We start from the raw sequence: 14,524 nt of genomic DNA on the forward strand, positions 1-14,524 counted from the left end.
CCCGCCGCCGTCTGCGCAGGACGCAGGACGGCATCAAGGTCCAGAGAACCGGATGTGAGTGAGCGCGGCCACGCTGGCAGGGCGGCATACAAAAGAAGGGCCGGCACAGGTGCTAGTCGCGGTCTTCTTCCTTCTCGATCTTTTCCAGGAGCTCGGCCTTCGACTGGCATTCCACGCAGAGCTTGGCAAAGGGAACGGCCTGGAGCCGCTTTTCGCTGATCTCGACGCCGCATTCGGCGCACATCCCGTAGGTGCCGTCACGCAACCTGTTGAGCGCCTCGTCGATCGCCTGACGCCGGCGATTGCGCATCTCCATAAGCGAGATGCCGAGTTCTCGATCCAGATCCATCAGCGCCTGGTCCCCGACGTCGCGCGCGGATTCCAGCCGGCGCTGCTGGTCTTCCGTCAGCGATTGGCCGAGATTCCCCTCGATCTCTTTCAGGATTTCCTGCCGCTTGGTCATCAGCATCTGATACAGGACTTCCTGCCGACGCTCGCGCTCCTCGCGCTCCTTGGCGGACTCTTTCGGACGGACCGGCTCAACTTCGATTTCAGCCGAAACCGGCTTTTCGACGCGTGCAGAAGGGGAACTAGGTTTCTTCATATGATTGCTCGATGATCCTGTTTTTGCTTTGGCGACCGGTTTTTTCTTCGCGGATGCTTTGGTTGCCATACGGGCTGTACTCCTTGGGGTGAGCCTGGGAGCCAAAAAAGTCGGGCATCTATATCACGGCATGGGGGGTTTGACAAGGGCTTGTGGGGAGGGACCCTGATGGCCCTACGGATAGAGGATGGTCGAATGGACGTCGTACCCGGCCAACTTCTCCCGTCCATGGAGGCCTTTGAGTTCGACCAGAAAATCGAGCCCGACAATTTCGCCGCCCAGTTGGCGGACAAGGCTGATGGTCGCTTCGGCCGTTCCCCCCGTTGCCAGCAAGTCATCGACGATCAAGACTCGTTCCCCGATCGTCACGGCATCACGGTGGATCGCCAGGGAGTTCGATCCATATTCGAGGCTATATTTCACTTCAAAACGATCAGCCGGGAGCTTCCCCGGCTTCCGAACGGGAACGAAACCGGCTCCGAGGCGACCCGCCAGCACCCCGCCGAAAATAAATCCTCGCGACTCGATTCCGACGACCTTGGCAATGCCACGCCCCTCATAGCGGGCCGCCAACTCCTCCGTCAGGCTCCGGAACGCATCCGGATTTTTGAGGAGCGTGGTGATGTCGTAGAAGAGGATGCCGGGTTTCGGAAAATCCGGCACTTCACGGATCAGGGCTTTGTAGTTAATGCCAGTCACAACATCAGAGCAAATCGGCTTGCGTCATGGTCTTTCGCCGGATGGTCCCTCGAAGCCGGACCAGCGCCGTGGTTTCGATTTGGCGCACCCGCTCGCGGGTCAGCCCCATCTCCCGGCCGATTTCTTCCAGCGTCTTGGATTCATCGCCATCGAGCCCGAACCGCGAGACAATAACAGTTTGCTCTTTCTCAGGCAACTCCTGCACCCAGCTCATGAGATCAGCCCGTCGCCGAACCCCGTCCGCCGTCTCGTCGGGAGACTGGCAGAGGGGATCCTCGATCACGTCGCGCAGGAACATATCCGTGCCGTCGTTGATGGGGCTGTCCAGCGAACAGGTGGTCCTGACCAGCTGTTTCAGATCAATGACTTCTTCTTCGTCGGTCTTCATCTTCCGCGCGACTTCCTGCGCGGACGGCTCCCGGCCAAGCTCCTGCACCAACTGCTCCGTCTTCCCCAAGTAGCGATTCAGCCGTTCCACCACATGCACCGGCAACCGGACCAACCGCCCCTGATTGATGATGGCGCGCTCAATGTACTGACGAATCCACCAGGACGCGTAGGTGCTGAACCGGAAGCCGCGCTTGTAGTTGAACTTCTCGACCGCCTTGATCAATCCGAGATTGCCCTCTTCGACGATATCGGAAAAGGGAAATCCCCGATTGATGTAGCGCTTCCCGATGCTGATCACCAGCCGCAGGTTCGACTCGATCATCTGCTGCCGGGCCTGCTCATCCCCGGCCAACACCCGCTTGCCCAGTTCCTGTTCCTGCTTGAAGGAGAGCAGCGTCGAGCGCCGCACCTCCCGGAGATAGCTCTTCAGCGTATCGAGCCCTTCGGACCGGTTCGAAGCTTTCTCTTCCTGATCGGGCGCGCTGTCCGCATCCGCCACATCGCCGTCTTCGGCCACATGCCGGCGGGCTTCATTCATCTCTTGCAGTTCGTCTTCTCCCCGGCTCATATCGCGTGTCGTCCTTGAGGCGCCCGGCTAGTACCACACTTGGAAATCCGTGAATCGGTCCGTTGCCGGATTCCATTCTACGATCACACCCGTCACGCGCGCGGCAGGCGGCCCGACATGCAGATCGGCCACCAGGCTCTCGATGAGATCCTTTGCCCCTTCAACATCCAGCTCGACTCGCCCGTCGTCCAGATTGCGCGCACCACCGACAAGTTTCCTTTGCGTCGCCACCCGGGCCGCAAACGCGCGATACCCCACACCCTGCACCCGCCCGCTCACCAGGATGTGCGCTCGAACTCGGGATGTCGCCCTGCGATCCGTCATGCCGGACTCGAACACTCCTCATAACACGAGGGCATACTCTCACACCTCCTCAGGCCCGTCACGCGTTTTACAAATCTGCGCACATACGCCGGCGCCTACACCGCAACGCGGCCGATCCACTCGCCTCACATTCGACGCAGCGAATCCGGCCGGATATCGCGAGTGATGGAAAATTTTTGAGAGGAACGCTCTCATCGCCGCAAGGAGAAAAGAGGCTCCGGGTTGACTACAGATCAAAGAAAAGAACTTGAGGTGTTTATCCGGCGGCTATTATTGAGGAGAGGCTTCGCCTGATGAGCTCGCCGGTACGAGCAAGCTCTGTTTGGTCGGGGCGAGAGGATTTGAACCTCCGACCCCTGCGTCCCGAACGCAGTGCGCTACCGGGCTGCGCTACGCCCCGACATGGCGTGAGAATCAAAACGGGAACCGGATTGTCTTACAAGATGGGGGTAAAACGCAAGCCATGAGATTCCGCCACTCCCGGACACGTGACTTGGCCATTTTTAAGGTTGACACCCTTGGCCAAACCTGGATCGGATTGTATCGCCCGATCAACGCCTTCCGCCGCCAACCGCATGAGATAGGGCAGCGTCGCATTGGTCAGCGCGAACGTGGATGTCCGCGGCACAATGCCCGGCATGTTCGCCACGCAGTAATGCAGCACGCCATCGACCACATAGACAGGATCGGAATGCGTGGTCGCCCTGGTGGTCTCGAAACAGCCCCCCTGATCGACGGAGACGTCCACGACCACAGCCCCCGGCTTCATGCCAGACAGGAGCGCACGCGAGACCAGCGTGGGGGCTTTGGCTCCCGGCATCAACACGGCGCCGATCACCAGATCCGCCTCGCACACCGCCTGTTCAATCGCCGCCTCGCTGACTGCTCGCGTCACCACTCGCCCCTGATACAGATCGTCGAGGTAACGCAACCGATCGACATCCAAATTGATCACCGTGACCTGCGCGCCCAGCCCGACGGCAATCCGTGTGGCTGCGGCGCCGACCATTCCGGCCCCCAGCACCACGACCTTGCCCGGTTCAACCCCCGGCACTCCGGCCAGCAACACTCCGCGCCCCCCCTGGAGTTTTTCAAGATAGTGCGCGCCGACTTGCACCGACATCCGTCCCGCAATTTCACTCATCGGCTTGAGCATGGGCAGGCTGCCGTCTTTTGCCACCGTCGTTTCGTAGGCGATCGCCGTGATCTTCGTGTCCAATAAGGTTTTGGTCAGTTCCGGGAGCGCCGCGAGATGAAGATAGGTGAAGAGCACCTGGCCCGGACGAAACAGGGAGCACTCGGACAACAGCGGCTCCTTCACCTTGACGATCAACTCCGCCTTTTGGAACACCTCGCCTTTGGACGAGGCAATCGACGCCCCCGCCCGCCGGTATTCCTCGTCCGGGAACCCGCTCCCCTCTCCGGCAGACGGCTCGACCCAGACCGCATGCCCGGCCTTGCGGAGTGCCGCCGCACCGTCCGGCGTGAGACTCACCCGATATTCATGGTCTTTCACTTCTTTTGGAACTCCGATAATCATGGCACTCCTACGGAGCAGGCCTCAGCGATTGGCCCGTGGTAATCTCGTACGCCTCAGCGAACGTCGCCACTTCCGTCACTTTGATGGATCGTGCCATTCCCTTGTCGGTAATAGCAAATGTGCTTTGCCCGGCCGGCAGCAGCATCTCACGGAAGCCGGGCAGCAGATGACACCCTTCGATCTTATGTTCCAATCCACCGACCCAGCCGACTCGCAGATTGCTGTCCATGGTTCCGGAAAGACAGACATCCTGCCGCAACGAGTCCCCCAGCAGCGCCGACGTGACGGCGACGGTCCAGGCGACTCCCGCACTGGGGCCGTCAACGCGCACGCCCGCATGAAGAATCGACCCGACCGGCATCGTCAGGCGAACGCTGAGAAATCGCGGGTCATACTGCGTGGCCCTGGCAGCCGCGAGAACCGCCGCTCCAAACGCATCCCTGGCTTCAGCCATGAAATGGTGGTCGGTCGACAGCTGCGGGCCGTTCCCGGCCGGGAGATACGTGACATCGATCTGAGCCATTGTGATATCGCCTTTATTGGGAATACTCCACCCCTTCGCGCGCATGCCGGCAGGAAGATCCCGATAACTCAGCGAAGGGACCACCCGTACCGTCGGCCCGAACGGGCGTGAGGACAACGGTGGTCCGGCCTGCTTGGTCGGGAGAGGCACGACACTCGCGGCCTCTTCATCCGGCCTGAGTCCAGCCGGGCCGGGCGCTGATCGAGATCGGGCCGACTGGAGTTCCGGCAGAGCATTGATCTCCCGACAGCCCGGTCCGCCTCCGTCGCTGAAGAGGACGCTGCCGTCCGGCTGCGCGCATTTCCACAGCCCCGCCCACCCGTTCTCTCCTATCAGCAGCAGCACCGCAATCAGCCCGGCTGCCGCGCACAACCGTCGGGGTTCCATGATCGAATCCCTCCCTGTTCCTTCCCTAACTATAGCAGAGCGATCCGCGCGGCTGGACAGCCGAAAAACCCCTGGTGTAAGATGCGCCCGCCCATTGAATGTTTTCGTCTCGACCAAGGAGGCACACATGGACCTCGCGGCTGGATCATGTCATGCCTGTCACGACTCGACAGGCCCCGTTATCAAGTACTCGCTGGGGAAGGATTTGTTCGGTCGTCCCTACGACCGTCTTTCGCCTTCCGCGGACCAGAGTCCAAAGTGGTATTGCGAGACCTGCTCCATGCACAAGACCTTGCAGCGGGACTTCCGCGATATTCGCACCGAATACGATAAGTTGACGGTCTCGCAGCCTTCCGAGCTGTCCAAGGGAGAAGAATTTCGCCGGGCGTTCCTGCGCCTCCGGGAGATCCTGACGATCCTGAACGCACAACCCGGCCGTTCCCCGTTTCTATCGGAGAGTGAGGTGCTGCTCCTCATGGAACGGCTCAATACGGCCACCATGCCGGCCTAACCTGGAATCCACCCATGCCTGGTTTCAAGCGCCATATTTTCGTCTGCACCAACCAGCGATCGGAAGATGATCCGCGCGGCAGCTGCTCCAAGCTCGGCTCACAGGCCCTGCATGAGGTCTTCAAGCAGGAGACGAAGCGGCTGAATTTGAAGGGGACCGTCCGGGCCAATAAGGCCGGATGTCTCGACCGCTGCGCCGAGGGGCCGAGCGTCGTCATTTATCCCGAGGGCGTCTGGTACTCCGTGAAGACCGAAGCCGACGTGAAAGAAATCATGGAGCGCCACGTGCTGCAGGGCGAGGTCGTGACCCGGCTGATCATGCCTGATCATCCCGCTCCGGCGAAGCTTCCTCCGCTCACCAGCTAGCGCGTCAAACGGACCTTATGGCTGTTGAAGAAAAATGGAAAGCCAACCAGGAAAAAGTGGCCTTCACCAAACAGTTTCCCGGTCTGACGCTGGACTGGAAGGGCTGTGAAGGCAAGACCGTCCGGGCCGTCATTCCCTTGACCGGCAAACAAGGTGCCGCGGTGGTCGTGTTTACCGATGGTTCATTTACCGTCGTGCCCCCGCTCATGCCGGAACCCTGGGAATTGGGCCAGGCCCTCGTCGACGCTCGCGCCCACCTTGAACCGACGCACACAGACGCCTACATCGAGTATGATCGTCTCGTGAAGAAAGACCGGGATGCGCTGAAATCCGCCAGGGTGGAAAAGATTGTCGGCGCGATTCAGAACAATCTGGAACAGATCCCCGAACTCAAAGAGCGATTGAAGGAACTCGTGAAGGAGTGGAAGTGAGCAGTCTGCCGAATAAAAACATGTTCGAGATCTTTTCCCAAGGTCTCTTCGAAGGAGTCAAGCCTATGATGGTCATTCGCGATCACCTCGTCCGCCATCCCGACCGCTGCATGCATAACGGGATCTGTATCCCCATCTGCCCGACCAGCGCCTGGCTCTCGACGCCGCCCTACAAGTTCGATCCCTCCCGCTGCCTCGAAAGCTGCCGCCTGTGCCTGGACGCCTGTCCCTCGCAAGCGATCTTCGGTGTATTCAAAAAGGGCGAGAAGCTGCTGGAGCCGCAGAAGAAATAGGTGTGATGGGCTGGCAGCAGACGATTGCCTGCTGCCGGCAGCCATTGCCCTACGGTGCCAATGTAAAGTCCTGGCCTAGCCTATCAACCGCAGAAATATTCACGGACGCGGGGACTGGAGCCTGTGTTGCGTACGTCGCGGTGGGCGTCTGGGCCGAACCGTGAACCGTATACATACCGGCTGCTGAGCCCTGGTCCGTTGCGCTCGGTACAATCGGCAAAGGCCCGTACGAAGCCCGCGAAGGCGCTGCAGTGGGCAGAACCAACCCATATCCGTAGTCGCCAACTGGCGCCGTGCCGTCATTGACCGTAGCGACCTGCGATCTCACCGTTACAGTCGGCCCGCCAGAAAGGGCTTGCTTCGCCGCAACAGCCACGGTGGCATCATCACGATCATCAACAGGAGGCGGGTTTATCAACGTCACCGTATCGCCAATCGTGTGAAATCCGGAAGACTGCAACTGGAACGGCGCGAGTTGAGTGCTGATTGTGGTGGTCCTCGTGCTGCTTGAGACCGGCACTCCTGCAATAACCGCTGTCGCGCAACAATTATTGGTCGGGCTGTTTTGTGCCGTGATCACCACGTCGTAATGTACCGGGAAGTCCCCGGGTAGCGGATAGCCAGGGAGGCGGGCCAGAAAGAATTTGCCGGTTTGTGCGTTCGGCACCGTCGCACGCACGATTTCACCATTGATCTGTGCCGACACGACCGCGTAGCTGCTCAGCCGGGCTGGATCGATGAATCCCTCGATCCCGTTTAGCACGTACGGGATGACCTTGATTACAGGCTTCAGTTTGTATCGCCCATTCCCCGTCTTCACAATGGACTTACAGGCATCAAAATCCAGCAACAGATCAACATGCTGGTCTGGCTCCACATCGAATTCGTTGACCAGCTTGATCCCAGACTGCACTCCACTCGGCGTATCAAGCGGAATTTCAGTCTGATTGGGCGGAGTAGTTGTGAGAACCACCGAATTCTCGTTGCGAACCAACACAAGACGCACTTGCGTATAATGACCCGCTGGAAGCGCGGTCTCTTGACCAAGTCTTCGAAGCGCGAGATCGGGCTGAGTAGGATCATTCAGGTCCAGCAGATTGATCTTCTGCGGTGGATCTAGAGGGATGTCGGTCCAGCCAGCATCTCCAGGCTCAGCTGAGCTGCTTCGATGCACCCGCACCCTGCTGACTGTGACGTTCACCTGATCGTAGCCGCAGGCCGGAGCATCCGTGAGCGACACGCTCAGCGTGCCGGGTTGCGCATTCGCCGTGACTCCGCCTCCGCCCCCTCCGTCACCGCCGCTGCATCCAGCGACTAAACCCGTCAGCACCACGCCCATCGCCCATAGAACTGGTTTGGAAGAGTTCTCGTACTTTCGCATGTTGCATGCCCTCTCTTTTGATAACCTCAGACACCATCTCACGATCCGGCCGATCTGTTCACAATCCGACCGACCTGACCATATGCCGAGAACTTACATTGTGACCTCGACGACTGAAGAGCTAGTCGCTACGCAAATCACATGGCCAATATTCGAACAACTTACTCGCTTTACAGCTCAAACGATGAGCTATATTGCTCAAAGGCTTGCATTCTTATGGGCTATTTCTCACTTCCACTTTAGTAAGCGACACTGTGCAGGCGTCCCCCTACACGCTAAGCTCCGCCATTTTACGATCTTTCCCATTTCATGAAAGTGTGTCTCCAGCGCCAGCCTTCATCTGGAAACTTGAATTGCCTGTGCTGGGTGTATGAGCGACGAGGGAGAGATACCTTGCCTGTCACGCGGGATAACAATAAGCGGCCCAACGCAGAAGAGCGCGCCAACTTCACTTCAGGACTGACGCCGCAGGAAGCAGTGGAACCGCCTCTAGATCAATTGCTTCCGGAGTCGTCCCCAGTAGGCCGTCCCCACATACCCGCAGGCGCCGGTAAAGGTCGTCACCGCCATGATTTGGTACACCTTGCTGCGGGGGATTTTCACTTTCACGGCGGGATTCAGAAGATCCGGCGAATGAAGCACCAGCTTGAGGGACTCGCCGGCAGAGAGGATCGGCCACATGCAGGACAGCCGCAACCGCGTTTCGTAGCGCGGAATCGACATCGTGTAGAGCCAGCCCTGATCAAGGTGCTCCGTGGCCATGCGCACAAGCCTGTTCAACACCGGCCTGAGACGCGAAAGATTCTGCTGGTCCAGCAAGTCGCGGGGCTTGAGTCCTGCCTCGGCAAGCATCGCCTCCGGAATGTAACAACGCCCCTTGTGCAGATCGTGCGCGATATCCTTCACGATGTTCGTCAACTGCAATCCCTTGCCGAATCGCACGCCGACCTCGGACATGTGCCGCACGTTCCATGAGGCGAGCGCCCTTCGGTGCGCGCACATGAGATCGGTCCAGAACTCGCCCACACACCCGGCCACGTAGTACGTGTAGCGGTCCAGGTCATCGATCGTCTTCAGCGCCACGAGATCTTCAGCGGACTTCCCAGGAAACGCACTGAGATCCATCTCCATCCCCTGCGTGAGCGTCCTCATGAGCCGCTGCACCCGGGCACGGTCGTCCTGGGAGAATGATTCGAAGACACGAAAGCAATCTTCCAGCCGTTCGAGCAACAGGCGCTCCGCTGAATCCTGCTGAAGCGGCCCGACGGCCCGCTGAATGTTCTGCACCTGCGCCAGAGCGATGTGATCGTCGAGAAACTGCCCCTTGAGCTGGCTCAGAAATTCCAGGCGGCGCGATCGCTCGATCAGCTCGGTATCCGCAATCGTATCGGCGGCTCTGGCGAACAGATAGGCCAAGCCGACCTGATCCCGCACATTGGCTGGCACGACGGCCAACGTCGTATAGAACAGACGGGAGACTCCCTTGAGGAGTTCGCCAAGCAACTCGCGTTTGGAGGAAGTGGTACGCGTCACAGGCCTACGGCTTCACTTCCAACCTGCCTTCCATCCCCTTGTCGCGATGGCTGGGCAGAGGCCAGAGACGTTTATCGCAGTAGATCGGAAAGACTCCCGGCTGAGTCGGCGTAAACTTGATGGTCACCGTCTTCCCGGCGCCCACATCCTGCTCAACCGACAACTCTTTGATCACAAAATTGTGCGGCGTAATGGTCGTGACACTGGTCAGGGTGAGTTCCACCGGCTTTCCGGATTGAACAACCAAGTGGTTAGGCGAATAGGAATAGCTATCGAGGGTGACTGTCGCTCGTTGCACCCCGTCGGCGTCCACGGGAACAACAAACGGAGGACCCAATGAGGGGGCATCCGCAGCCAGTGCGCTCGACAGCTGCATCGCCAGCAATAATCCGGCCAGATACATGAGACGAAAGGAGCTCATACCGCATCCCCCAAGATGAGCATCTTCTAACAGGAAGACCGAGAACCGGTCAACTTTGCCTCACAGTATCAAAGGCTTCTGCCGTCTTGACCTTTCCCGGAACGGCCTTATTGTTCCACCAAGCGCCGAACAGATCGGCGCCGGTGCATTTCACGCAAGCGGTTTGTGTATAATCAAGGCAACTCAGTCAGTCACTCGCCACCTGTATAACGCGGGTGCATGTCTCCAAGGAGGATCTCGATGAAGTGGTTGAAGGGTATGTTCCTGCTGTTCGCTTCCAACATTCTGATCATGGTGACGCTCTCGCTCACCGTGCCGCTGTTGATAAATTTCATTCTGCCCATGTTCGGAATCGACTTGCGCGGATCGGTCGATCTGAGTTCGTTAGTCTGGGCGCTCGTCCTCGGATTTGGCGGAGCCTTCATCAGTTTGGCCTTCTCCAAACAAATGGCACGTGCCATGCTCGACTGCCAGCAAATTACCCAGCCCCGCTCCCAGGCTGAGCACGTCATCTATGGCTCCGTTCAGGAGATTGCCCAACGGCTGGGCATTACCATGCCGGAAGTGTGGATCTACGACTCCCCGGATCCCAACGCCTTCGCCACAGGCCCCAGCAAGAACAACTCGATGGTGGCTGTCTCAACCGGTCTGCTGCAGAATTTGAAGGAAGACGAGGTCAAGGCGGTCCTGGCTCATGAAATGGGCCATGTGTACAACGGGGACATGTTTGCCACGACCGTGTTGGCCGGATTAATGAACACGTTTGTCTACTACATCTCCATGTGGGTACGCCGTTTCTTCGCGGAGCGGGATCAAGCCGCGCTGGGATTTGGGCTGTCCATCGTGCTGCAGATCGTCGTCAGCATCCTCGCCTCCGTCGTGATCAATTGGTTCTCACGCCATCGTGAATACGGCGCCGATGCCTTTTCCGCCAAGGTGTACGGCAAAGACTCGATGATATCTGCGCTGCGCGCGATCGATCGATGGGTCACGCGTTCACAGGTCGAATACTCGACGCAGGATGCGCTTGCGACGATGAAGATCTCCGGCAATTCCTCGGGATTCATGCATATCTTCGCCACTCATCCGCCAATTGAGCAGCGCATCGCGGCGCTGGAGCAGCTGTAACCGGCATGGAGGCCATCATGAAGACTCTGCTCACCGCGGCATCAATCGTTGCGCTCACGGGCGGTCTCATGATGGCCGTCCCGGACGCACAGGCCGAACAGAAAGGACGACTGATGGCCGCGAAGACGACGGGATTCTACGATTTCACGATGAGCGACATCGACGGCAGACCGGTCAACCTCGGCCAATACAAAGGCAAGGTCCTGCTTGTGGTGAATACGGCCAGTTTCTGCGGCAACACCCCGCAATATACGGATCTGGAGTCGATCTACGAGCAGTATCGCGACAAGGGGTTTGAAGTGCTGGCCTTCCCCGCCAACAACTTCGGCCAGCAGGAACCGGGCACGAACGCGGAAATCAAGGGCTTCTGCCTCACTAAGTACAGCGTCAGCTTCCCCCTGTTCAGCAAGATCAGCGTGAAGGGTGAAGACAAGCACCCCCTCTACCGCTACCTCACGGAGCAAAGCCCCTTCCCCGGCGAGGTGGAATGGAACTTCCAGAAATACCTTGTTGATCGGTCAGGCAACGTCGTGGCCCGCTTCCCTCACCGGATGAAGCCGTCGTCGCCCGAGATCGTCAAAGAAGTGGAACGGGCATTGGCCGTCAGGTAGACGGCGTCACGCTTTGCGGTAAAAGGCAATATGCTGGCGGTATTCCTGAATCGCTGCGCCTAATGCCGCACTGCCACGCGGAATGTTGACGTCGAGCGTATCTTCGATGGCCGGATCGTCGATCTCCACCTCATAGCGATCCTGCACGTTGGTTCTGACCGGCCCCTGCGTGATATCCCGCGGCATAAAGATTTCTTTCCATACTTCTTTCTCCACCAGGCAGACGTCCCGGAACCGTTCAAACAGCAGGGTCAACTTTTCCGGCTCGGTGATCTTGATGCGATCTCCCATGGTCGTGCTCTCTCCTTGTTGGTTTCCTTGCCTTCCCGGTCAGTCCTCTATTGGAGGCTACGGGCGAGGCGGGGTAGGCGGCCGGTCAGTGATGGTAAACCGCAAGGTGCCCACTTGATTGACAGCATGGAACGACTGTTGTCCGAGCGGGGCAATGTACAGCTTTACCAGGTAGGTACCCAGGGGCCACTTCTCCCCTGGCCGCTTCAGTTCAAGAAACCCGTACCGTTCATAGCCGGGCAACTCCAGAATGTCCTTGCCCAACGGTTTCGACGGCAGCGTTCCACCCTCTCCCTCAAGAAACCACTGCGCGCTGAACTGCGTGGGGTCTTCCAATGGAGCTGATTCGAACACGATATAGACGGCGGGCGTTTCCGGCGGGAACTCGGATGTCGGATCGACGGGCTTCAATCGCGGGTCCTGCGTATACCAGCCCTTTCGCCCGAAGGTATCCCACTCGACCTCATACCCCTTGGCCATCTTGATCCAGGTGAACAGCGACTGGGGGATACCTTTTTTCTGATCGTCGAAGGAGGGGCTCTGAGTCGAGCCGATCTCGGTGGTTTCCTGTTCTTTCTGCGGCATCAAATCTTTCGCACTGGCCCCCGCAACAACCAACAGACCCACAAACAGACCACAGGCCCAGAGAGGTAAGGTCCCACCCCGGCGATACGGAACGTTTCCACTCTGGCTGGTCATTGCGCCACCCGCTTTCCCATGATCGCCATGGTATCGAGAGTTCCTGACAGGGGTCAACCGCTTCGCACATTCGCCCGGTCACTGATCGCGGACGACAGCCTGTGGTAGAGTGCGACAGGAGTTCCTGTCCGATCAGGAACGCTCACAACACATGAGCCTGCAAGAACCTCCGCGTCATCCGCCCCAGGCCGTGTCGGCCCACGAATCGGGAAAACGCTTCGGATTGCGTGATGGCGTATTCCAAGCCGTCACGCAGGGATCCGGCGAGCAATACCTCTCCGCCTTTGCACTCCTGATGCACGCCACCCCGTTTCACTTGAGCCTGCTCTCTGCCCTCCCTCAACTGCTCGGCACAGGAGCACAGCTCCTTTCCGTCCATGTGGCGCACTGGTTTTCCCACCGCACCGCTCCGGTGCGCTGGGGGATCATCGGACAATCTCTCGCCTGGATTCCTATTCTTACCCTTCCGCTGCTGTTCCCCGAATGGGCCCCCTGGCTGGTCGTCGCCGGCGCGGCCCTCTACTTCGGCTCGGCGCATTTCGCCGCCCCGTCCTGGAACAGCCTTATCACCGACCTGCTCGAAGCCAACGAGCGGGGTGCCTACTTTGCGCGACGTTCCCGACTCATGGCCGTCACCAGCTTTGCCGCACTGTGCCTGGGCGGCATCCTTCTGAGCCTCTTCGAGCAGCAGCGCCCGCTGATTGGGTTCGCCTTGCTCTTCATGACAGCCGGTTTTTTCCGCAGTCTCTCCGTCCGTTCCCTGGCTCAGGTCACAGATCTTCCCGTGCAGCACGACGAGCCGGCGCACCAAAACCTGATGGCCTTTCTCCGGATCGGAACGTCAAGAGACTTTCGCCGGTTTCTCGTCTTTTCAGGACTCATGCATGTCGCCGTACTGATTTCCGGTCCTTTTTTTGTCATGTATCTGCTCCAGGACTTGCACCTCCCCTATTGGGGATATGGCACCTGGCTGGCCGCGGCGATCATCGGCCAATTCATCACGCTCCCCGGCTGGGGCCGGTTCAGCGACCGCTTCGGAAACAAGGCGCTGCTCACCTTTACGGGATTCCTGGTTTCCTTTCTGCCGATGCTCTATCTCGTCAGCTCGGCCTGGTGCTTTCTTATCACGCTGAACTTTTTCGGAGGGGTCGTGTGGGCAGGGCTGTCGCTCGGGTTGAACAACTATGTCTTTGATGCCGTGCGTCCGGCGGATCGGGCCAACGGCGTCGCCGTGACCAGTACGGTCAATGCGACCGGATGGGCCATCGGGACAATGACCGGCAGCTGGTTGATCAGCACCGTCCCGGGAAGCATGGAATTCGGAGCGCTGAGCCTGCACCCGGCCTCCAATCTGCCCTTTATCTTTTTCATCTCCGGAGTCCTGCGGCTCGCGACCTCGATCGCGCTGCTGAGGACATTCCGCGAACCCCGCCAGGTCGAACACCGACCTCCCTCGCGACTTCTCTGCGAGCTTCCGCTGATAGCACCCCTCAGCCGGTGGACTCTCGAACGCCTGAAAGAGTCCCGCCGCTAGCGGGGCGCCGTCGAATCAACCGACCGCCCTTGCTCATCCTGTTTCAGTCTTTCAAACGTTTTGTCGGCATGACCGCGAACCTGATCCGGCGTGACCGTCTGCGCAGGCTTGGGTGGCTCGCTGGCACAGCCGCTCGCCCCTATCAGCACCACGGCCAGAATACCCGCGGACAGGATTCGTTCACGCACAGCAGCACACCGGACTCGATCCGTCATTTCCGTCCCTCCTCCAGAGACATGATGATCCGTCATTCGACCGTCTTCCCCACAGCCTGAATCGCCCGCACCAGCG

The 14,524-nt window shown here is 59.2% G+C and carries 19 protein-coding genes and 1 tRNA gene; 7 read left to right on the forward strand and 13 right to left on the reverse strand.

Annotated features, from left to right (window positions below):
- Positions 1-112: 112 nt before the first annotated feature.
- The 7 genes from ACO9S2_RS16675 to ACO9S2_RS16705 form a co-directional block, all read right to left on the reverse strand.
- Positions 113-673, reverse strand: coding sequence for a TraR/DksA family transcriptional regulator (locus ACO9S2_RS16675; protein WP_423723537.1), 561 nt, complete (start codon positions 671-673; stop codon positions 113-115).
- Between the two features lie 105 nt (positions 674-778).
- Complete coding sequence (locus tag ACO9S2_RS16680; RefSeq protein WP_423723607.1) at positions 779-1,294, reverse strand: adenine phosphoribosyltransferase; 516 nt, start codon at positions 1,292-1,294, stop codon at positions 779-781.
- Positions 1,295-1,307: 13 nt separating this feature from the next.
- The gene (locus ACO9S2_RS16685) at positions 1,308-2,261 is read right to left on the reverse strand and encodes a sigma-70 family RNA polymerase sigma factor (protein WP_423723538.1); all 954 of its coding nucleotides are present in this window, start codon (positions 2,259-2,261) and stop codon (positions 1,308-1,310) included.
- 27 nt (positions 2,262-2,288) lie between these two features.
- Complete coding sequence (locus ACO9S2_RS16690) at positions 2,289-2,585, reverse strand: acylphosphatase (RefSeq protein ID WP_423723539.1); 297 nt, start codon at positions 2,583-2,585, stop codon at positions 2,289-2,291.
- 323 nt (positions 2,586-2,908) lie between these two features.
- Positions 2,909-2,985 (reverse strand) — tRNA-Pro (locus tag ACO9S2_RS16695).
- 36 nt (positions 2,986-3,021) lie between these two features.
- Positions 3,022-4,125, reverse strand: a complete 1,104-nt coding sequence (gene ald / locus ACO9S2_RS16700) for an alanine dehydrogenase (protein ID WP_423723540.1) — start codon at positions 4,123-4,125, stop codon at positions 3,022-3,024.
- 7 nt (positions 4,126-4,132) lie between these two features.
- Complete coding sequence (locus ACO9S2_RS16705) at positions 4,133-5,035, reverse strand: S16 family serine protease (RefSeq protein ID WP_423723541.1); 903 nt, start codon at positions 5,033-5,035, stop codon at positions 4,133-4,135.
- A gap of 127 nt (positions 5,036-5,162) precedes the next feature.
- Here ACO9S2_RS16705 and ACO9S2_RS16710 point away from each other — a divergent pair, with 127 nt between their 5' ends.
- From ACO9S2_RS16710 to ACO9S2_RS16725, 4 genes are all read left to right on the forward strand, one after another.
- Positions 5,163-5,546: a hypothetical protein gene (locus ACO9S2_RS16710; RefSeq protein ID WP_423723542.1), complete on the forward strand. Its 384-nt coding sequence runs from the start codon at positions 5,163-5,165 to the stop codon at positions 5,544-5,546.
- Between the two features lie 14 nt (positions 5,547-5,560).
- The gene (locus ACO9S2_RS16715) at positions 5,561-5,911 is read left to right on the forward strand and encodes a (2Fe-2S) ferredoxin domain-containing protein (protein WP_423723543.1); all 351 of its coding nucleotides are present in this window, start codon (positions 5,561-5,563) and stop codon (positions 5,909-5,911) included.
- A gap of 17 nt (positions 5,912-5,928) precedes the next feature.
- Entirely contained in the window at positions 5,929-6,342 is a 414-nt protein-coding gene (locus ACO9S2_RS16720) for a transcription factor IIS helical bundle-like domain-containing protein (RefSeq protein WP_423723544.1), read from the forward strand.
- Positions 6,343-6,407: 65 nt separating this feature from the next.
- Positions 6,408-6,635, forward strand: coding sequence for an ATP-binding protein (locus tag ACO9S2_RS16725; protein ID WP_423723545.1), 228 nt, complete (start codon positions 6,408-6,410; stop codon positions 6,633-6,635).
- Positions 6,636-6,684: 49 nt separating this feature from the next.
- On the opposite strand, the gene ACO9S2_RS16730 is transcribed toward ACO9S2_RS16725, so the two are convergent.
- From ACO9S2_RS16730 to ACO9S2_RS16740, 3 genes are all read right to left on the reverse strand, one after another.
- Entirely contained in the window at positions 6,685-8,016 is a 1,332-nt protein-coding gene (locus ACO9S2_RS16730) for a DUF4382 domain-containing protein (RefSeq protein WP_423723546.1), read from the reverse strand.
- A gap of 489 nt (positions 8,017-8,505) precedes the next feature.
- A complete protein-coding gene (locus ACO9S2_RS16735) occupies positions 8,506-9,549 on the reverse strand; it encodes a phytoene/squalene synthase family protein (protein WP_423723547.1) in 1,044 nt (347 codons plus the stop codon).
- A gap of 4 nt (positions 9,550-9,553) precedes the next feature.
- Complete coding sequence (locus ACO9S2_RS16740; protein WP_423723548.1) at positions 9,554-9,970, reverse strand: cupredoxin domain-containing protein; 417 nt, start codon at positions 9,968-9,970, stop codon at positions 9,554-9,556.
- Between the two features lie 240 nt (positions 9,971-10,210).
- Between ACO9S2_RS16740 and htpX the strand changes: the two genes are divergently transcribed.
- Entirely contained in the window at positions 10,211-11,098 is an 888-nt protein-coding gene (gene htpX, locus ACO9S2_RS16745; protein ID WP_423723549.1) for a protease HtpX, read from the forward strand.
- Between the two features lie 17 nt (positions 11,099-11,115).
- Positions 11,116-11,709 (forward strand): glutathione peroxidase, encoded by a 594-nt coding sequence (locus ACO9S2_RS16750; protein ID WP_423723550.1) that lies wholly within the window; start codon positions 11,116-11,118, stop codon positions 11,707-11,709.
- A gap of 6 nt (positions 11,710-11,715) precedes the next feature.
- Here ACO9S2_RS16750 and ACO9S2_RS16755 read toward each other — a convergent pair whose 3' ends face one another.
- The gene (locus tag ACO9S2_RS16755; RefSeq protein ID WP_423723551.1) at positions 11,716-12,000 is read right to left on the reverse strand and encodes a hypothetical protein; all 285 of its coding nucleotides are present in this window, start codon (positions 11,998-12,000) and stop codon (positions 11,716-11,718) included.
- A gap of 57 nt (positions 12,001-12,057) precedes the next feature.
- Positions 12,058-12,585 (reverse strand): hypothetical protein, encoded by a 528-nt coding sequence (locus tag ACO9S2_RS16760; protein ID WP_423723552.1) that lies wholly within the window; start codon positions 12,583-12,585, stop codon positions 12,058-12,060.
- Positions 12,586-12,850: 265 nt separating this feature from the next.
- Between ACO9S2_RS16760 and ACO9S2_RS16765 the strand changes: the two genes are divergently transcribed.
- Entirely contained in the window at positions 12,851-14,233 is a 1,383-nt protein-coding gene (locus tag ACO9S2_RS16765; protein ID WP_423723553.1) for an MFS transporter, read from the forward strand.
- Here ACO9S2_RS16765 and ACO9S2_RS16770 read toward each other — a convergent pair.
- A complete protein-coding gene (locus ACO9S2_RS16770; protein WP_423723554.1) occupies positions 14,230-14,448 on the reverse strand; it encodes a hypothetical protein in 219 nt (72 codons plus the stop codon). The two genes, ACO9S2_RS16765 and ACO9S2_RS16770, sit on opposite strands and share 4 nt — an antisense overlap.
- Positions 14,449-14,524 lie beyond the last annotated feature (76 nt).

This window comes from Nitrospira sp. NS4, from assembly GCF_049546785.1.
Taxonomy (GTDB): domain Bacteria; phylum Nitrospirota; class Nitrospiria; order Nitrospirales; family Nitrospiraceae; genus Nitrospira_D.